Source organism: Desulfonatronum lacustre DSM 10312 (assembly GCF_000519265.1).
Lineage (GTDB): Bacteria > Desulfobacterota > Desulfovibrionia > Desulfovibrionales > Desulfonatronaceae > Desulfonatronum > Desulfonatronum lacustre.
Window position 1 is genome coordinate 3266218 of the sequence record NZ_KI912608.1, and the last position, 18529, is coordinate 3284746.

An 18529-nucleotide genomic window follows, 5' to 3' on the forward strand; every position below is an offset into this window, starting at 1 on the left:
TCCAGTGGTCAATACATTAAAAACATTGTGAAGGATTTTTACCCAACCGGCAATTCCAGAGTAAGAGCATTTCATCCGAATTCGCGTTGTAAAAATAATCTGCGGTCATGGCTTTCTCCTGGCTGTCCGTCATGGGCCAGGACATCGGCACATCATCCCTGTTCGACCAAAACATGATCCTGCAATATTCTCCTTGCGTACAGATTTGCTTGATTGCATCGAGATACACGTTCTCATCCGCCTCTTTTTCTTTTGCGACGACGACAAATTCCATCATCCCCCGACTTTTGATCTTTTCCCAGTCTTGCGCGTGTCCTGCCGAAAGAAGCAAGAGAAAAAGCGCGATTGTCAGAATCCAGTATTTGAAAATGGCAAACATGATATTCTCACTTCGCTGTTTGTTCGGTAAGAAACGCTGCTTAATTGGGAAATCGCTCGTTGCATGGAGACGCGTTCTTCATGCCCCCACCTGAATGTCCAATGTTGATAGTTTTTTTTCCCTGCCGAACGCGAGAGCCACATAGATGCTGATCTCGTAAAGGATTATGAGCGGCACGGCCATCAATATTTGGGTAACGCCGTCCGGTGGAGTCAAAATGGCGCCCACAATAAAAGCAAGAAGTATGGCGTACTTGCGTTTTTTGCGTAAATAATCGGCCGTAACCAACCCCAGTCTGGCCAGGAAGAAAATGAATAGGGGCAGTTCGAAAATCACGCCAAAGGCCAGGAGCAGTTTTACGGAAAAGCTGAAATATTCACGCAGGCCAGGCATGGGTTTGATCGCATCGTCCGCAAAACCCATGAAAAACTCAAACCCGAAAGGAAAAACGATAAAATATCCGAAGAGGGCTCCGCTGACAAAGAACACCGCCGAGAGGACAGCAATGAGAACGATGTGTTTTTGTTCCGATTCGTACAACCCCGGAGTGATGAATCGCCAAATCTGGTAAGAAATATAAGGGCTGACCAGAAAGAGACCCGCCACAAAGGCGACCTTTACATGGGTGAAGAATGCTTCGGGCAGGGATGTGTATATCAGATGACTTTCCAGGGGCATGACTTCAAGCAAGGGAGCCGTCATCAGCTTGAAGAGATCCTGGGAAAAGGCGTAGCAGACCAGAAATCCGAAAATGGCGGCGATGACGGATTTGATCAGACGGTTGCGCAGATCCTCCAGATGGTCCGTGAGCCGGACTTCTTTCAATTTTTCTTTCGGATCAGATGACTGAAGCGTTCTGTTCATACGCTTGGACTCCGCTCTGGATTGTCGGTTCGCACGAGCTTCCGCTTGTGCGGAGAATGCGGGTATGGATTCTCCCTGTTCCGAGCGAGTCATCCATAACGTGACATTTCGGTTCCCGAATCCGTATTTTAATGCCAGTCTCAAAAGACCGGACGATGCAGGAAGGTGTGGATTCCAGATGGAGAATCTAAGGGGCGGCGAGATCGGTAAATATTTTGCCTGGGAGGGAGAACTGAAGCGCGATATTCAACTTTTCCAGCTCAGTATTGATGACGGAGAGAAATGTCGAGGGGTTGTCGTGAGACATGGAGAGTATGCCTTTGCCTTCCAGTAAAGAAGGAGATTTGCGGCGGATCTCGGCGGAAGAATTACGGTAGAAAAGATGGACCTTTTTTTGCCATATGTCAAGAGAACTCACAGAGGGTTCATATCTACGTCAAAGTTTTCTAAACTATTGGAATGTCGAAGGGCGTCTCGGAAAGTGACTTTTTTCTTGTCGACCAACAACGCCCTTTTCTTTTCCTGAGAGTTCAAAATATCTTTGAGCTTTGGGAAGAGATACGGTAAACTTTCCATCCATGGCCCGATTCCTCCGATATTTCCTCGTCACGACTGAACCCTGAATAGAAGGAGAGCCCTCATGCCCAATCTTTTGGATCAGCTCAAGGCCCATTCCACCGTCGTCGCGGACACGGGTGATTTTGCCAGCATCAAGGAGTACCAGCCCCAGGACGCCACCACCAACCCCAGCCTGATTCTCAAGGCCGCCGGGATGAAGGAGTATGGGGAGATGGTGGACGGGGTCATTGCCCGAGCCCGGGATGAAGCCGGATCGACGGAAGCGTTTCTGGCCGAGGCCGTGGACAAGCTGTTTGTGGCCTTTGGCGTGGAAATCCTGAAAATCGTGCCGGGGCGCGTTTCCACCGAGGTGGACGCCCGGTTGAGCTTCGACGTGCAGGGTTCGGTGGACAAGGCCAGACGTTTGATAGAGCTGTACGAGCGAGCCGGAGTGGATCGGGAACGGGTGTTGATTAAGCTGTCCAGCACCTGGGAAGGGATCGTTGCCGCCAAAATCCTGGCCAAGGAAGGCATTCGCTGCAACATGACCCTGCTGTTTTCCTTCGCCCAGGCCGTGGCCTGCGCCGAGGCCGGGGTGCAGCTGATTTCCCCCTTCGTGGGCCGGATCATGGATTGGTACAAGAAGCATGAGGGCAAGGACGGATATGCTCCTCAGGACGATCCCGGCGTGCACTCCGTGACGCGGATCTACAACTACTACAAAAAACACGACTACCCCACAGAGATCATGGGGGCCAGCTTCCGCAACGCCGGGGAGATTCTGGAACTGACCGGCTGCGACCTGCTGACCATCAGCCCGGATCTGCTTCGGGAACTGCATGACGGCCAAGGCACGCTGGAGCGCAAGCTGAGTCCCGAGTCGGCGCGGAGCCTCGGGGAAGAGAAGCTGTCCCTGGATGAAAAAGCCTTCCGTTGGATGCTCAACGAGGACCAGATGGCCACGGAAAAACTCTCCGACGGCATCCGGCTGTTCGCGGCGGATGCGATCAAGCTGGAGCGGATGATTCAGGACAAGGGCTGACTTTGTAAAAAAACGGCGGCAACAGAGGGGCGTACGCTATACGCCCCTCCCTCTCAAAACCTTCCCAGCCCCTCCATGATCTCTCCATCCGGGGCTGAGCCGAAGCCCAGGGAGAGGAGGAAGCGTTCGTCCTCGCTCCATCTGGACCGGATCTTGACCCAGAGTTCCAGATAGACCTGGGTTCCCAGCAATTCTTCCAGTTCCAACCGGGCGTTTTGTCCGATCTGCTTCAGGTTGCGGCCTTGCTTGCCGATGACCATGGCCTTGTGGCTGTCCCGCTCCACGAAGATCACGGCGTGGATGCGGGTCAGGCCGGGCTTGCTCGTGTCGTCCCAATTTTCGATGTCCACCGCGGTCCGGTAGGGCAGTTCCTCGTGGAGATTCAGAAAGAGCTTTTCTCGAATGATTTCCGAGGCCATGAACCGCAGGGGCACGGTGGAAAGCTGGTCCTCGGGAAACAGCGGCGGGCCCGTGGGCAGGGCCTTGGCGATGCCGGCGATCAGGGTCTCCACGTTTTCCCCGGTGGCCGCGGACAGGGGAATGATCTCGGCTTCCGGCCACGTCCCGGCGACCTGCTCCATCAGCGGCAACAGTCGCTTGCGATCCTTGACCTTGTCGATCTTGTTCACCGCGACCAAAAGCGGCTGAGGCAGACGAACCCGTGAACCGTGCAATGGTTGGAGTTCCTCGGAAAAGAGGTGCGGTCGGCTTGTGTACAGCGCTCCATCCAGGACGATCACGGCCATGTCCGCCCGGGACAAGGCCTGCCAGGCGGCCTTGAGCAGAAAGGCGTTCATCTTGCCCCGCAGGCGGTGCAGTCCGGGGGTGTCCAGAAACACGACCTGCAAATCGTCCCTGGTCAGAATCCCGGTGACCTGGTTGCGGGTGGTCTGGGGTTTGGGGCTGACAATGCTCACTTTCTGACCCAGCATGGCGTTGAGCAGGGTGGATTTTCCGGAGTTGGGAGGGCCGAGCAGGGCCGTCCAGCCGGTCCGGAAGGTATCGATGTCGTGCGCTTGTTTTTCTTTGGTCAGATCATGGGCGAGGGAGGCGTCTTGATGGGACATGGGGTTATCCTTTTGAGAAAATGCAGTTATCGGGATCGAAATAGGATTATTGGTGAGCAAACAGTATCGATCCCGATTTCGATACTGAAAGAGAAGCTTCGAATAATAAATCGTGTCATGGGATCGGCGTCGCGGTGGCGGCCTGCCGCCAGACCAGTTCGTCCAGTTGGCGGACGATGCGGCCGAACAGGCCGCCGTATCCGGGAAAGCGGCCGATCAACTCCCGGCGTTGTTTCTGGACCTGGTCGCAGGCGCTGCCTTCCGGGGAGGAGGGCGTACGCTGCATGACCAGGCGTTCGGCGATAAGGTAGGCTTCCATTTTCCGGCGAAACTCGAGGGCCAGGGTTTCCACGTCATCGGCGTGACGCGCCCAAAGGGCCTCGGTTTCGGCATGGGGCGGCAGGGAGCGAATGGTTTGGACCTGGGCGGTGAGGGTGGTCAGCACGAAGCCGGGGATGCCGCGCCGCCAGCCTAAAAGCCAGGGATGTCGCCAGAACAGGAGGAAGTGCCGCATGCCCAGGGCGATGATCGCCTCCAGGTGAGCGGCGATGCGGGCCAGATGGGGATCATCCCAGGCCACGGGCGTTTCGGCGAGGTTCCAGGCCGGCGCTTCCCGGTTCTCGAAAAGGCGCGGGGGTTGCCCCATCAGGAAAGAAAGCATATGGCCCAGCCAGGAATTGGCCGCCGGGGAGCCGGGGGTTTCCAGGTGGGCATAGCTCAGGATATATCGTCCCGTTCCCACCGGGCCCGTGACGATGCAGGGTTCGCCGCGGAGCAGTTCCGGGTCCAGGTTGATCCCGTAGAGCCGTTCCCAGGCGGATCGCTCCGGTGCCGCCACCTGCTCCAGGGCCAGGTCGGAGACCCAGAAATCCGGTCCGGGGCGGACATAGGCGGCCAGAATGTCGATGCCTCCGGTGGTCGCGTCCTCCGGGACGGCGAACTGGGAAGGCCACCAGACCGGAAGGTCGATCAGGGCGGGGACGTTTTGCGGAACCAGCGGGTGGCCTTGTTGCGGCGCGCAAGCCACCGAGCCGCTGAAATTCGGCAGGCGTTGGGCCATGGGCTTGCGGCACAGCGGGCATACGGCCAGCCCGTGGTTGTCCGGCAGGGCCAAGCCGGCTCCGCCGCACAGGCCAACATAGACGCCGCCGGAACGAAGGTAGTCGCCCACGGCCTTGCGCCCATCCGGCCCCAGGGCCTCGGCCTTGAATCTGGCCCATCCTCCGGGTACGAACAGGGCCGTCGGCGGCTGGTCACGCAGCAGGCCCGCCGCGATTTCCGAAGCCCTGGCCAGTCGCAAAGGGACGCCCCAGGCAGCCAGGCACCTCCAGAGCAGGATCGCCCAAAGATGCGACTCGTCCCACAAGAGACAGATGGAGCCCGAGCCAGAGCGCGAGCCTGACCCAAGGGGGGCGGGGCGCGGAAAGTGCCTTTTGTCCAAAGCGTCCATGGGCTGATGGAGTACCAGGACCGCCGACGCGAAACAAGCCATGGCACGGGTTCGCAGCAATCGGAGCTTTTCAACGGGCTGTTACCGTACACGACGAAAGAGAGGGAGAAAATATCCAAATGACCGAAACCAAACTGCCCAAGGGGTACGAACCCCGTGACGTGGAAGCCAAATGGCTGGAATACTGGGAGGAACAGGGTACGTTCACCGCTCCGGCCCAGGCGGAGCGACCAACCTATTCCATGGTCATCCCGCCGCCCAACGTCACGGGCTCCCTGCACATGGGCCATGCCCTGAACCTGACCCTCCAGGACATCCTGGCTCGGTTTCATCGCCAGCAGGGCCGCGACGTGCTTTGGGTGCCGGGCACCGATCACGCCGGGATCGCCACTCAGAACGTGGTGGAAAAATCCCTGGCCGCTCAGGGCAAAAGCCGGGAGGAATTGGGCCGGGAAGCCTTTGTGGAGCGGGTCTGGGCCTGGAAAGAAGAGTACGGCGGCAAAATTTTGAACCAGGTGCGTCGTCTGGGGGCCTCGGTGGACTGGACCCGGCTGCGCTTCACCATGGACGACGGGTTGTCCAAGGCCGTGCGGGAAGTGTTCGTCCGGCTGTACGAGGAAGGGCTGATCTACAAGGGCGACTACATCATCAACTGGTGCCCCCGGTGTCATACGGCCCTGGCCGACCTGGAGGTGGAACACGCTCAGGCCGACGGTCGGCTGCACGCCATCCGGTATCCTTTGGCCGACGGCTCCGGGGATCTGACGGTGATGACCACCCGGCCGGAAACCATGCTCGGTGACACCGCGGTGGCCGTGCATCCCGAGGACGAACGCTTTGCGCACTTGGTGGGCAAGGAAGTCATCCTGCCTCTGGTGGGCCGCAAGCTCCCGATCATCGCCGACGCCTACGTGGACCGGGAGTTCGGCACGGGCTGCCTGAAAGTCACCCCGGCCCACGATATGAACGATTTTGAACTGGGCCGACGCCACGATCTGGACGTGGTCAAGGTCATCGACGATCACGGCCGGATGAGCGCCGAGGCCGGGCCGGAATACGCCGGTCTGGACCGCATGGAGTGCCGCCAGCGCATCGTCGCGGACCTGGAGGAAAAAGGGTTTCTGGTCCGCGTGGAAGACCACCCGCACAGCGTGGGGCATTGCTACCGCTGCCGGACCGTGATCGAGCCCGCGGTCTCCAAGCAGTGGTTCGTGGCCGTGGGGCCTCTGGCCGCCAAGGCCCGCAAGGCCGTGGAGGACGGAAGGACGGCGATTTATCCCCGGCAGTGGGAGCGGACCTATTTCGACTGGCTGGACAACATCCGGGACTGGTGCATTTCCCGTCAGATCTGGTGGGGCCACCGTATCCCGGCCTGGACCTGCCAGGCCTGCGGCGAGATGATCGTCTCCCGGGAAGACCCTAAAAGCTGCCCCAAGTGTCCGGGCAAGCTGATCCAGGAAAGCGACGTGCTGGATACGTGGTTCTCCTCGGCCCTCTGGCCCTTCTCGACGCTGGGCTGGCCGGACGAGACCCCGGAGCTGAAGAGCTACTACCCCACCTCGGTGCTGGTCACGGGTTTCGACATCCTCTTTTTCTGGGTGGCCCGGATGATGATGATGGGCCTGCACTTCCGCGACGAGGTGCCCTTTGAACACGTCTACATCCATGCCCTGGTCCGGGACAGCGACGGCCAGAAAATGAGCAAATCCAAGGGCAACGTGATCGACCCCCTGACCATGATCGATCAGTACGGCACCGACGCCCTGCGGATGACCCTGACGGCCATGGCGGCCATGGGCCGGGACATCAAGCTGTCCGAGGACCGAATCCAGGGTTACCGGTTTTTCGTGAACAAACTCTGGAACGCGGCCCGTTTCGCCCTGATCAACCTGCCTCAGGACGGGGCCGGGGACGCGCTTCCCGCTTCGGCGGACCTGGATTTGCGCCACCGCTGGATTCTGACCCGTTTGGAGCAGGTCAAGCAGGAAAACGCCGCGGCCATCACCGAATACCGGTTCAACGACGCGGCCATGGGGCTGTACCAGTTCATCTGGCACGAACTCTGCGACTGGTATCTGGAGATGATCAAGCCGGACCTGCCCGGGATCGCCCAGCCTGAAAAGGACGAGGTTCCAAAGCAAGATCAAGCTCAAGCTCAAGCCCAAGCTCAAGCTCAAGCCCAAGCCCAAGCTCAAGCCCAAGACCAGGGCCAAGACCAGGGCCAAGATCAGGGTCAAGATCAGGGTCAAGAGAATGCCCGCTCCCAAGACACGGCCCAGGTTTGCCTGCAAACCGCGCTTTCCGAAGTGCTGCTCCTGCTCCACCCCATCATGCCCTTCGTGACCCAGGAAATCTGGAACTCCCTGCCCGCTCGCGGTACGAATTCCAATCTGGCCGCCCAACTCTATCCTCCGGCTCGGCCCGGACAGGTGGACGAGCAGGCCTTGCGGGATATGGGGCTGATCCAGGAGATCGTGGTCAGCGTGCGCAACATCCGGTCCGAATTGAGCATCGGGCCGTCCCAGAAATTGGACGTGCTGGTGCGTTGCCCGGAGGCCGCCCTGGCCGAAGTGCTCTCGACGAACCGGGAGACCATCGTTCACCTGGCCCGTCTTGGGGGATTTCAGGTCGAACCGGACCTGAACCCGCCCAAGGCTTCGGCTTCCGCCGTGGTCCAGGGGGTGGAGGTGTTCGTGCCCCTGGCCGGGGCCGTGGACTTTCAGACCGAACTGGCCCGCCTGGACAAGGAATTGAGCAAGGCCGCCAAGGAACTGGACATCGTCACCCGCAAAGTGAACAATGACGATTTTTTGGCCAAGGCCCCGGCCGAAGTGGTGGAAAAAGAGCGGACCAAGGCCAGGGATATCGCCGCAAAACAATCCAAACTGCTGGCCCTGCGCGAACGGTTGCAGGGGCTGATGGAGTAGGAGCATTTCATGTCCAAAGTCTACCTGCTGGGCGCCGGGCCCGGCGATCCGGAGTTGATCACGCTCAAGGCCAAGCGGTTGCTGGAGAGCGCGGATACCGTGGTTTACGACTACCTGGCCAATCCGCGATTTTTGGCCTGGTGTCGGCCGGACGCGGAAATATATTACGTCGGCAAGAAGGGCGGCGACCATACCCTTCCTCAGGACAAGATCAACGATTTGCTGGTGGAGCGGGCCAAGGCGGGGAAGGTCGTGGCCCGACTCAAGGGGGGCGACCCATACGTCTTCGGGCGGGGGGCGGAGGAGGTCGAGGAGCTGTTGGAGCACGGCATCGAATTCGAGGTGGTCCCCGGTGTGACCTCGGCCGTGGCCGCTCCGGCCTATGCCGGGATCCCGCTGACCCATCGCCGTTTCGCCTCTTCGGTGTCCTTCATCACCGGCCACGAGGATCCGACCAAGGCCGAGAGCGCTCATGACTGGGAGGCCTTGGCCCGAAGCACCAGCACCCTGGTTTTTTTCATGGGCGTGAAGAACCTGCCGGAGATTTCGGCCAACCTGATCAAGGCCGGACTGCCCGGAAGCACTCCGGCGGCCCTGGTCCGCTGGGGAACCACCTGCCGGCAGCGCTCGCTGATTTCCACATTGGCCGAGATTGCCGAGGAGTCCCAGAAACAAGGGTTCAAGCCTCCTTCGCTGCTGGTGGTGGGCGAGGTGGTCAGTCTGCACGACAAGCTGAACTGGTTTGAGCGGCGGCCTCTGCTGGGCAAGGGCGTGGTGGTCACCCGTTCCCGTGAGCAGGCCAGCGACGTGGTGGCCTCCCTGGAGAGCCTGGGAGCCTGCTGCCACGAGTTTCCGACCATTGCCGTGGAGCCCATGGAGGATGCCGCGCCTATTCAGGAGGCCGCAGGACGGCTGGGCGAGTACGACTGGGTGGTCTTCACCTCGGTCAACGGCGTGCGCATGTTCTGGGACGTGTTGGAGGGCCGAGGGCTGGATGCCCGGGCCTTTGCCGGAACCCAGGTGGCGGCCATCGGCCCGGCCACGGCCGAGGGGCTGGCCCGGCGGGGCATTCGGGCTGATTTCGTCCCGGAAAAGTACGTGGCCGAGGACATCGTCCAGGGGCTGCTGGTCAGGGACGTGGTGGGCAAACGGGTGTTGATTCCCAGGGCCGAGCAGGCTCGGGAAGTGCTGCCCGAGGAATTGCTCCGGGCCGGGGCCCAGGTGGAGGTGTTGCCGGTGTACCGGACCCTGCCGGTGGCCAAGGGCGCACAGGACGTGACGACCGCCCTGGAGAACGGAGAGATTCACTATATTACGTTCACCAGTTCCTCCACGGTGACCAACTTTTTCGCGGCCATCAGCCCGGAGTTGATCCAAAAGCACCGCGCCGCGCTGAAATTGGTCTGCATCGGCCCGGTCACCGAACGGACACTGCAAAACCAGGGCTTTCAGGGCGACATTCAGCCCGAGGACTATACCATTCCGGCCATGGTGCAGGCCATCCTGGACCATGCCGGCCAGGGCCGACACGGGGGCGCGGGGGCATGACTCTGCCCGTTGGCGTACTCATTTCCGGGAGCGGGTCCAATTTGCAGGCCCTGATCGACCGGATGGAAGCCGGGGTGCTGGACGTGACTATCCAGACGGTGATTTCCAACATCCCCGGGGTCAAGGGGCTGGAACGAGCGGCGAATCACAATATCCCGGCCCAGGTCCTGCCTCATCGGGATTACCGGGACCGTGAGTCCTATGACCGGATAGTGGTCCGCGCCCTTCGCGACGCCGGAGCCCAGGCCGTGGTCCTGGCCGGATTCATGCGTCTCGTGGGGTCGGAACTCCTAGCCGCCTTTCCCGGACGGGTGCTGAACATCCATCCGGCGCTGCTGCCGTCCTTTCCAGGACTGCACGCCCAGGACCAGGCCGCAGCGTACGGCGTGCGTTTGGCCGGATGCACGGTGCACTTCGTAGATGAAGAGGTGGATCACGGTCCGATCATCATCCAGGCCGCGGTCCCGGCCTTGCCCGGTGAGGAAGCTGAAGCACTGGGCAGTCGCATCCTGGCTTTGGAGCATCGTATTTTTCCTCAGGCCCTCCAATGGCTGGCCGAAGGCAGGCTGGACGTCCAAAATCGTCAGGTGGTGGTCCGTCCCGGAGAGCGGTCCTTAGCCTCCAGGAACGAGCTGCCGCCGTGTCTGGTTTTTCCGCCGTTGGAAGAGGGGTTTTAGGGAGAACGAACATGAGTGACTTTGAGTTTGAACTGTCCCAGGCAGAGCGAGATTATCTGCGGGAATTGGTCCGGCTGAGCATTGCTTCCCGGTTTGACGCGAACGTGATGCTGCCGAAACCGATTTCGGAAAAGCTGGAACAGCCATTCGGCGCGTTTGTAACCCTGAAAAAGCAAGGCCATTTGCGCGGGTGCATCGGACATATCGTCGGCGACCAGCCGATCCGGGAGACCATCATCCGCATGGCCAAGGCCGCAGCGTTCAATGATCCCAGGTTTCCTCCCGTGAACAAGGAGGAACTGAACGATCTGAGCGTGGAGATTTCAATCCTCAGCCCACTCGTGTCCTGCGCCGCCGGGGATATCGTTCCGGGCCGGCACGGACTGCTGGTGCGCCGCGGTCCGCATTCCGGCCTGCTTTTGCCCCAGGTGGCCGCGGAATACGGCTGGGATCGGGAGACGTTTCTGTCGCAGACCTGCCGAAAAGCCGGACTCCCCGGCAATGCTTGGCAGCAGTCGGGCACGGAGATATTTTGCTTCGAGGCGGTTATTTTTTAGCTGACCTGCAAGGTCGTTTCGGTGTTGTATGGAGGTTTTGTCATGAATTCAGATTACGACCAAGAATCCCCTTTGATCCTCATCGTTGACGACGAGGCGGTGAACAGGTTGATTCTGGAGTCCAACCTGAAGCGACAGGGGTTTCGGACCGTCTCGACGTCGTCGGGTCAGGAGTGCCTTGATCTGGCCCGACGGGAACAGCCGGATCTGGTGCTCCTGGACATCATCATGCCCGGAATGGACGGGTTCCAGACCTGCCAGACCCTGAAGGACGCGCCTGAAACCCGAGACATTCCGGTCATCTTTCTCTCCGCTCTCACGGACACCGGGGTGAAGACCAAGGGGTTCGAGGCCGGCGGGGTGGACTACGTCAGCAAGCCCTTTGACGCCAAGGAACTGCTGGCCCGGGTGCGCACGCATCTGACGTTGCGCAACCAGGAACGGCAGCTGCGGGTCTACTCGGAGAGGCTTGAAGAAATGGTCGACGAGCGAACCACCAAGCTGAAACAGGCCGAGCTCGACTTGCAGCGCAACTATGACATGCAGACCGCCTTGAATCATCTGCTCCAACTCTCCCTGCAGGAATTGCCCCTGGAAGAACTGTTGCAGCAGTGCCTGGACAGCATCCTGGGCATTTCCTGGCTGACGTTGCAGAACCGTGGCTGCGTCTACCTCCAGGAGGACGAAGGCGGCTGTTACCGCATGGTGGCGCATCGCAATTTACCGGAGCACGTCCAGGAGCAGTGCAAGACCATGGTTCCCGGCGATTGCGCTTGCGGCCGAGCCATCGGGGAACAGCGGGTTCTCGTGGTCCCGGACGAGGAGGTCGACCACAATAAACTTTTGCCGGAAGGCGTCGAACCGCACAGCAATGTCTGCGTTCCGATTCGATCACAACATGCGACCTTGGGAATCTTGAACCTCTCTATCCAGCGGGGCGCTCGGCTGACGCAGCCGGAGTCGGCTTTTTTCGGGGCCGTGGCCAACACCCTGATGCAGATGATCCTCTACAAACGGGCCGAGCAGCGTATGCTGCACCATGTCCTTCATGAGCCGTTGAGCAATCTGCCCAACAGGACGGCCTTGCTGGACGGCCTGAACGTTGAGATCAACCAGGCCCGGGACGTGGAAGGCTACCGGTTCGCCCTGGTGTTGATCAATCTGGACCGCTTCAATCGGTTCAACGAAAGCCTGGGCTACGACCTGGGCGACAAGTTGATTCTCTCCAGCATTCAGCGCATTCTTGATGAACGAAAAGTGGACGAGGATGTCTTTCACCTGGGTGGTGACGGGTTCGCGGTGTTGATCCGCCGACTGCGGGAGGTCGCAGATCCGCTACTCCTGGCTGAACGGATTTTGGACGGCCTGAAGCAGCCGCATCAACTGGACGGCCATGAAATCCAGACCTCGGCCTCCGCCGGGGTGGTGCTCTCCGATGTCCGGTACCACCGCGGCGAGGATCTGCTTCGAGACGCGGATATCGCCCTGCATCTGGCCAAATCACGGGGCCGGGGCCGATTCGAGGTCTTCAGCCACGTGATGCACGAAAAAGCCAGGCAGGCCATGCAGACGTTCATGGACCTGCGTTTGGCCCTGCAGCGGGAAGAATTCGTCCTGTTTTATCAGCCCATCATCTGTCTGACCACGAAGCGGACCATCGGAGTGGAAGCCCTGATCCGTTGGATTCACCCCGTCCGGGGCATGATCAGTCCCGCGGAATTCATCCCTCTGGCCGAGGAGACCGGGTTGATCCTGCCCATGGGGCGCTGGGTCCTGGAAAAAGCCTGCCTGGATATGCGTGTCTTCACCGAGAGCAAAGATTCGCCGAAATCTTCGAAGCCGTTCATGGTCAGCGTGAACCTGTCCGGGAAGCAGTTCGCTCAACCGGATCTCTACGAGCAGGTGGAGGCCGTGCTTCAGGAGACCGATTTTCCACCGGAGTGCCTCAAGCTGGAAATCACGGAGAGCGTGGTCATGGAAAACGCCGAAGCGGCCACGCGGATTTTGGAGCGCCTCAAGCGCTTGAAGATCAAGATTTCCATCGACGATTTCGGCACCGGCTACTCGTCTCTCTCCTACCTGCACCGCTTTTCCGCGGACATCCTGAAGGTGGACCGCTCTTTCGTCAGCCGGATGCACCTGGGCGGCGAAAACCTGGAAATCATCCGGACCATCGTCACCCTGGCCCAGGCGCTGAAGATGGAAGTGGTCGCGGAAGGCGTGGAGACCGAGGAGGAACTGAAGACCCTGACCATGCTGCGTTGCGATTACGCCCAGGGGTTCTATTTCGCCAAACCCATGCCGCTTGAGCAACTGCGCGAGGGGCAGTTCGGCCTCTCCCGGGACGAGCAATCAGCGGCCATGGACAGGCGCGGCGGTCCGCCTGATCGGCGTGAAACGCCTGGACGGCGCGAGATGGACGGTTGACCCGGGTCGATTTCGGCCTTGTTTTCGGCTTGCCCCAATGGGCTTTGCGGGGTAAGGAAACCCCCTCACTATGATTGACCAGAAAAACATTCGCAACTTCAGCATCATCGCGCACATTGACCACGGAAAATCCACCCTGGCCGACCGCATCCTGCAGATCACCGGCCTCGTGGACGCTCGCCAGATGAAGGAGCAGTACCTGGACCGGCTGGACCTGGAACGGGAGCGGGGCATCACCATCAAGGCCCAGAGCGTGCGCATCCCCTACAAGGCCAAGGACGGCCGCGAGTACATCCTGAACCTGATCGACACCCCGGGGCACGTGGACTTCAGTTATGAAGTCTCCCGCAGCCTGGTTGCTTGTGAAGGCGCTCTACTGGTGGTGGACGCTTCTCAGGGGGTCGAGGCCCAGAGCCTGGCCAACGCCTACCTGGCCCTGGAAAACAACCTGGAGATCATTCCGGTTCTGAACAAGATCGACCTGCCCAGCGCGGAGCCGGAGCGGATCAAGACCGAAATCGAGGAAGTGATCGGCCTGGACTGCCGGGACGCGCTGATGATCAGCGCCAAGACCGGGCAGGGCGTCCCGGAAGTTCTGGAACGGATCATCACCGACCTGCCGCCGCCCAAGGGCGACGAGAACGCTCCGCTCAAGGCCCTGATTTTTGATTCGTGGTACGACACCTATCTCGGGGTGGTGATTCTGTTTCGGGTCATGGACGGCCGAATTCGCAACGGACAGTTTATCCTGCTGCATTCCAACAAGGCCCGGTTCGAGGTCGCCAAATTGGGTGTTTTTTCTCCCGAGCCTCTGGCAGTGGACGAACTGGGACCCGGCGAAGTCGGTTTTCTGTGCGCCGGGATCAAGAATCTGACCGACGCACGGGTCGGCGACACCATTACGGACCCGGACAACCCGACCCCCACGCCCTTGCCCGGATTCAAGAAGATCACGGCCATGGTCTTTTGCGGAATGTATCCGGTGGAGCCCAATGAATACGGCTCGCTCAAGCATTCCCTGGAAAAGTTGCAGCTCAACGACGCGGCCTTCTCCTTCGAGCCGGAAACCTCCCATGCCCTGGGGTTCGGTTTCCGTTGCGGCTTTCTCGGCCTGCTGCACATGGAGATCATCCAGGAGCGGTTGGAGCGGGAGTTCCAGGCCCGGCTGCTGGTCACCGCGCCTTCGGTGATCTACGAGGTCAAGACCCTGGAGGGCGAAATTCTCTCCGTGGACAATCCCAGCAAGTTGCCTCCGGTGAGCAAGGTCGAGTACATCGCCGAACCCTATGTGCACATGGAGGTCCACGTTCCCAATGAGTATTTGGGCGCGGTGCTGGCCCTGTGCGAGGAGTGCCGGGGCAAGCAGAAGGATCTGCGCTTTCTGTCATCCACCAGGGTCATCGTGACCTACGAACTGCCCTTCGCGGAAATCGTCTACGACTTTTTCGACCGGCTCAAGTCCGTAACCCGCGGCTATGCCTCCCTGGACTACGAATTCATCGATTTCCGGCCCTCGGAACTGGTCAAGCTGGACATCCTGATCAACAACGAGGGCGTGGACGCCCTGTCCATCATCGTGCACAAGGAAAAGGCCTACGCCCAGGGCCGGGAGCTGGCGAGCCGCCTGCGCCAAGTCATCCCCCGTCAGTTGTTCGAGGTGGTCATCCAGGCCGCCATCGGGCAACGGGTCATCGCCAAGGAACGCATCGCGCCGATGCGCAAGAACGTCACGGCCAAGTGCTACGGCGGGGACATCACCCGCAAACGCAAGCTCCTGGAAAAACAAAAAGAAGGGAAGCGGCGTATGAAACGGATGGGCAACATCGACATTCCCCAGGAAGCCTTCCTGGCCGTGTTGCGCAAGGAATAGGACACTTAAGGAGTCTTCATGAACCCCCGCTGGCAAACCGCGCTCAAGGAATATTCCGAGGCCTTGATCATCGCCCTGATCCTGGCCCTGATCATTCGCACGTTCATCATCCAGGCATTCAAGATCCCCTCCGGCTCCATGCTGGAGACCCTGCAGATCGGAGACCGTCTGTTCGTGACCAAATTCGCCTACGACATCAAGCCCCCCTTCACGGACTGGAGCATCCTCTCGACCCAGGACCCCGCGCACGGCGACGTGATCGTCTTTCGCTATCCGGAGGACCCGTCCAAGGACTTCATCAAGCGCGTGGCCGCGATTCCCGGTGATGAAGTGGAAGTGCGGGACCAGGCCCTGTACATCAACGGCGAGGCGGTGGACGAGCCCTATCTGACCCTGCACCCCGGCCCGACCCGGGTCCATTTCGGGCCGCGAACCGTACCCGAGGATCACTACTTCGTCCTGGGCGACAACCGTTTCAATTCCCACGACTCCCGATTCTGGGGGTTTGTGCCCAGGTCGCAGATCCGAGGCAAGGCGTGGCGGATATACTGGTCCGCCAGTCCGCGCTGGTTTTTGAGCGACGTACGCTGGGACCGGCTCGGCCAGCGCATTGAGTAGAGCCGTTTCGCGCATGTCCAAATCCCTGGCGACCACCCTGGGGGAATACGTCAAGGCTATTCTCCTGGCCGTGATCCTGGCCCTGCTGATCCGGTCCTTCGTGGTCCAGGCCTTCAAAATACCCTCCGGCTCCATGCTGGACACCCTGCTGGTCGGCGACCATCTCCTGGTCACCAAGTTCGCCTACGACGTGAAGATTCCGCTGACCGGGGCCGTCATCGAGCTGGATGAACCGCAGCGCGGGGATATCGTGGTGTTTTTGTTCGGTCAGGACGTGCCAGTCTTTACCGAGGAACCGGCCCGGTGGCTGCAATGTTCCCTGCCCGTGGCCGACGAGGCCTGCCCTCAGGACTTCATCAAGCGCGTCGTCGGCCTGCCCGGAGACATCGTGGAAATCCGCCGGAAACGGGTTCTGGTCAACGGGCGAGAGCTGGACGAACCCTATGTCCGGTTCCGGGACGCCACGCACCGTGAGGTCCAGCCTCGTGATCGCCTCGGCCCGCTTAAGGTTCCCGAGGGCAAATATTTCGTGCTGGGCGACAACCGTGATGAATCGCTGGATTCCCGCTTCTGGGGGTTCGTGGATCGGGAACGGATCAAGGGCAAGGCCTGGCGGATCTACTGGTCCTGGGAGGCGGGGGAGGGCCCTCGCTGGGAGCGGATGGGCCGCATTTTACGATAAGCCGACGACCTATACGGGAGGAGCATGCTGGCCAAGATCGCCACCTCCGCGCTGATGGGCATCGAGGCCTTTCACGTGGAACTGGAAGTGGATTTCGCCCGCCAGGGCATGCCTTCGTTTACCATGGTCGGTCTGGCCGAGGGCGCGGTGCGCGAAAGCAAGGAGCGGGTTTTCGCGGCATTGAAGAACACCGGCTTCAAGCTGCCCCCGGCCCGAATCACCGTGAACCTGGCCCCGGCGGACATGCGCAAGGAAGGCAGCGCCTACGATCTGCCTCTGGCCGTGGGCCTGCTCACCGGGGTGGAGGTGCTGCGTCAGGAACAGGTCCAAGACTTTTTCCTGGCCGGAGAATTGTCCCTCAACGGCGAACTCAAGCCCGTGTCCGGCATCCTCCCGCTGGCCTTGAAGGCCCGAACTCAGGGAGCGCGAGGGCTGATCGTCCCCGCGGACAACGCCCAGGAAGCGGCGGTGGTCAAGGAATTGTCCGTGTACGGAGCGGAGAGCCTGGCCCAGGCCGTGCGTTTCCTGCTGGGCGAGGAAGTCATCCCCAAGGCGGTCTGCGATCTGGACGAACTTTGGAAAAATCGCACCAAATCAATCCTGGACTTCAGCGAGGTCAAGGGCCAGGAGCATGCCAAGCGGGCCATTGAAATCGCCGCAGCGGGAAATCACAACCTCCTCTTTCTCGGCCCACCGGGCAGCGGCAAGACCATGCTGGCCAAGCGGCTGCCTTCGATATTGCCGGCCCTGGAGTTCGAGGAAGCCCTGGAAGTGACCAAGGTCTACAGCGTGGCCGGGATGCTTTCCAAGGACCAGCCGCTGGTGGTGATCCGGCCGTTTCGCTCCCCGCACCACACCATTTCCGACGCCGGGTTGATCGGAGGAGGACACTACCCCAGGCCGGGAGAAGTCTCCCTGGCCCATCGCGGCGTGCTTTTTCTGGATGAACTGCCGGAGTTCAAGAAGCATGTCCTGGAAGTGCTGCGTCAACCCCTGGAAGACGGCGTGGTGACCATTTCCCGAGCCGCCATGTCCCTGACCTATCCCGCGGACCTGATGCTCGTGGCGGCCATGAATCCCTGCCCCTGCGGCTACCTCACCGACGAACAGCACCAGTGCACCTGCTCGCCGCAGCAGATCCAGCGCTACCGCTCCCGCCTTTCCGGGCCGCTTCTGGACCGGATCGACCTGCACGTGGAAGTCCCGGCAGTGCCGTATAAGGAACTCCGCAGACAACGTGGCTCCCGCGATTCCGCGACCATGCTCGAAAGCATCGAACAGGCCAGGGCCTTGCAATACCAACGCTTTCGCAACTCTCCCCTGCTGACCAACAGCGATCTGGACGGGAAGTGGTTGAATGCATTCTGCCCACTGGGCGATGCGGAACATGAATTTCTGGGGGCCGCGGTCCAGCGATTGAGCCTCAGCGCCCGGGCCTACACCCGTGTGCTGCGCATCGCCCGGACCATCGCGGACCTGGAAGGGAGGGAGACGCTGTCCGCGGACCACCTGGCCGAGGCTATCAATTATCGGACCTTGGATCGACAGGCCCAGACGTGGACCTGATCCGAATATGATCTGACCAAAAAGTAACTATTCAGCATAGAGTAATGCCGTTGTCGGAGTCGGGATCGGTATCGGGATCGGGATCGAAAACGCTGGGAAGCGTTCAAAATTTTTCCTGTTCCGATTCCGATAGCGACCCCGACTCCGATTGCCGGAGCAAGGGCGGATACAAAATGTGCTGAGTAGATACACCAAAAAGGGCTTTGCCCGTGCCAAATGCCTGGGCCAGATGCCTGAGCCAGATACCTGGGCCAGATCCTGTGCTTGGCCTGGGCTTTGCGATTTTACAAACTCCAA

General features: G+C 60.4%; 14 protein-coding genes. 10 read left to right on the forward strand and 4 right to left on the reverse strand.

The window, feature by feature from the left end; genetic code table 11:
* Positions 1-16: 16 nt before the first annotated feature.
* Both DESLA_RS0115405 and tatC read right to left on the reverse strand, forming a co-directional pair.
* Positions 17-379, reverse strand: coding sequence for a hypothetical protein (locus tag DESLA_RS0115405; protein WP_028573157.1), 363 nt, complete (start codon positions 377-379; stop codon positions 17-19).
* A 78-nt stretch (positions 380-457) separates the two neighbouring features.
* Positions 458-1243 (reverse strand): twin-arginine translocase subunit TatC, encoded by a 786-nt coding sequence (gene tatC, locus DESLA_RS20880; RefSeq protein WP_051434745.1) that lies wholly within the window; start codon positions 1241-1243, stop codon positions 458-460.
* Positions 1244-1883: 640 nt separating this feature from the next.
* Between tatC and tal the strand changes: the two genes are divergently transcribed.
* Entirely contained in the window at positions 1884-2843 is a 960-nt protein-coding gene (gene tal / locus DESLA_RS0115425; protein WP_028573158.1) for a transaldolase, read from the forward strand.
* Positions 2844-2896: 53 nt separating this feature from the next.
* Here the strand turns inward: tal and era are convergent, their stop codons facing one another.
* Both era and DESLA_RS20885 read right to left on the reverse strand, forming a co-directional pair.
* Positions 2897-3910 carry a GTPase Era gene (era, locus tag DESLA_RS0115430; protein ID WP_084032118.1) on the reverse strand — a complete coding sequence of 338 codons (1014 nt, stop codon included), beginning with the start codon at positions 3908-3910 and terminating at the stop codon, positions 2897-2899.
* Positions 3911-4025: 115 nt separating this feature from the next.
* Positions 4026-5402 carry a type 1 glutamine amidotransferase family protein gene (locus DESLA_RS20885; protein WP_156932988.1) on the reverse strand — a complete coding sequence of 459 codons (1377 nt, stop codon included), beginning with the start codon at positions 5400-5402 and terminating at the stop codon, positions 4026-4028.
* A 77-nt stretch (positions 5403-5479) separates the two neighbouring features.
* On the opposite strand from DESLA_RS20885, the gene DESLA_RS0115440 reads away from it, so the two are divergent.
* The 9 genes from DESLA_RS0115440 to DESLA_RS0115480 all read left to right on the forward strand — a co-directional run bounded on the left by DESLA_RS0115440 (position 5480) and on the right by DESLA_RS0115480 (position 18232).
* The gene (locus tag DESLA_RS0115440; protein ID WP_028573160.1) at positions 5480-8287 is read left to right on the forward strand and encodes a valine--tRNA ligase; all 2808 of its coding nucleotides are present in this window, start codon (positions 5480-5482) and stop codon (positions 8285-8287) included.
* Between the two features lie 9 nt (positions 8288-8296).
* Positions 8297-9835, forward strand: coding sequence for a uroporphyrinogen-III C-methyltransferase (gene cobA / locus DESLA_RS0115445; protein WP_028573161.1), 1539 nt, complete (start codon positions 8297-8299; stop codon positions 9833-9835).
* Complete coding sequence (gene purN, locus DESLA_RS0115450) at positions 9832-10512, forward strand: phosphoribosylglycinamide formyltransferase (RefSeq protein ID WP_028573162.1); 681 nt, start codon at positions 9832-9834, stop codon at positions 10510-10512. Before cobA ends, purN begins: the two co-directional genes overlap by 4 nt.
* An 11-nt stretch (positions 10513-10523) precedes the next feature.
* Entirely contained in the window at positions 10524-11069 is a 546-nt protein-coding gene (gene amrA, locus DESLA_RS0115455) for an AmmeMemoRadiSam system protein A (RefSeq protein ID WP_028573163.1), read from the forward strand.
* 42 nt (positions 11070-11111) lie between these two features.
* The gene (locus DESLA_RS21955) at positions 11112-13496 is read left to right on the forward strand and encodes an EAL domain-containing protein (protein WP_051434747.1); all 2385 of its coding nucleotides are present in this window, start codon (positions 11112-11114) and stop codon (positions 13494-13496) included.
* A 70-nt stretch (positions 13497-13566) separates the two neighbouring features.
* Entirely contained in the window at positions 13567-15366 is a 1800-nt protein-coding gene (lepA, locus tag DESLA_RS0115465; protein WP_028573164.1) for a translation elongation factor 4, read from the forward strand.
* Between the two features lie 18 nt (positions 15367-15384).
* Positions 15385-15984: a signal peptidase I gene (lepB, locus tag DESLA_RS0115470; RefSeq protein ID WP_028573165.1), complete on the forward strand. Its 600-nt coding sequence runs from the start codon at positions 15385-15387 to the stop codon at positions 15982-15984.
* Between the two features lie 13 nt (positions 15985-15997).
* The gene (gene lepB / locus DESLA_RS0115475; RefSeq protein WP_028573166.1) at positions 15998-16666 is read left to right on the forward strand and encodes a signal peptidase I; all 669 of its coding nucleotides are present in this window, start codon (positions 15998-16000) and stop codon (positions 16664-16666) included.
* A 24-nt stretch (positions 16667-16690) separates the two neighbouring features.
* Positions 16691-18232, forward strand: a complete 1542-nt coding sequence (locus tag DESLA_RS0115480) for a YifB family Mg chelatase-like AAA ATPase (RefSeq protein ID WP_028573167.1) — start codon at positions 16691-16693, stop codon at positions 18230-18232.
* The last annotated feature ends 297 nt before the right edge of the window (positions 18233-18529 follow it).

Coding starts and splice junctions, on each gene's coding strand:
- amrA (WP_028573163.1), top strand. CDS start 10,524: ATGAGTGACTTTGAGTTTGAACTGTCCCAGGCAGAGCGAGATTATCTG.
- cobA (WP_028573161.1), top strand. CDS start 8,297: ATGTCCAAAGTCTACCTGCTGGGCGCCGGGCCCGGCGATCCGGAGTTG.
- tal (WP_028573158.1), top strand. CDS start 1,884: ATGCCCAATCTTTTGGATCAGCTCAAGGCCCATTCCACCGTCGTCGCG.
- tatC (WP_051434745.1), bottom strand. CDS start 1,243: ATGAACAGAACGCTTCAGTCATCTGATCCGAAAGAAAAATTGAAAGAA.
- DESLA_RS0115480 (WP_028573167.1), top strand. CDS start 16,691: ATGCTGGCCAAGATCGCCACCTCCGCGCTGATGGGCATCGAGGCCTTT.
- DESLA_RS20885 (WP_156932988.1), bottom strand. CDS start 5,402: ATGGCTTGTTTCGCGTCGGCGGTCCTGGTACTCCATCAGCCCATGGAC.
- lepB (WP_028573166.1), top strand. CDS start 15,998: ATGTCCAAATCCCTGGCGACCACCCTGGGGGAATACGTCAAGGCTATT.
- DESLA_RS21955 (WP_051434747.1), top strand. CDS start 11,112: ATGAATTCAGATTACGACCAAGAATCCCCTTTGATCCTCATCGTTGAC.
- era (WP_084032118.1), bottom strand. CDS start 3,910: ATGTCCCATCAAGACGCCTCCCTCGCCCATGATCTGACCAAAGAAAAA.
- lepB (WP_028573165.1), top strand. CDS start 15,385: ATGAACCCCCGCTGGCAAACCGCGCTCAAGGAATATTCCGAGGCCTTG.
- purN (WP_028573162.1), top strand. CDS start 9,832: ATGACTCTGCCCGTTGGCGTACTCATTTCCGGGAGCGGGTCCAATTTG.
- DESLA_RS0115405 (WP_028573157.1), bottom strand. CDS start 379: ATGTTTGCCATTTTCAAATACTGGATTCTGACAATCGCGCTTTTTCTC.
- DESLA_RS0115440 (WP_028573160.1), top strand. CDS start 5,480: ATGACCGAAACCAAACTGCCCAAGGGGTACGAACCCCGTGACGTGGAA.
- lepA (WP_028573164.1), top strand. CDS start 13,567: ATGATTGACCAGAAAAACATTCGCAACTTCAGCATCATCGCGCACATT.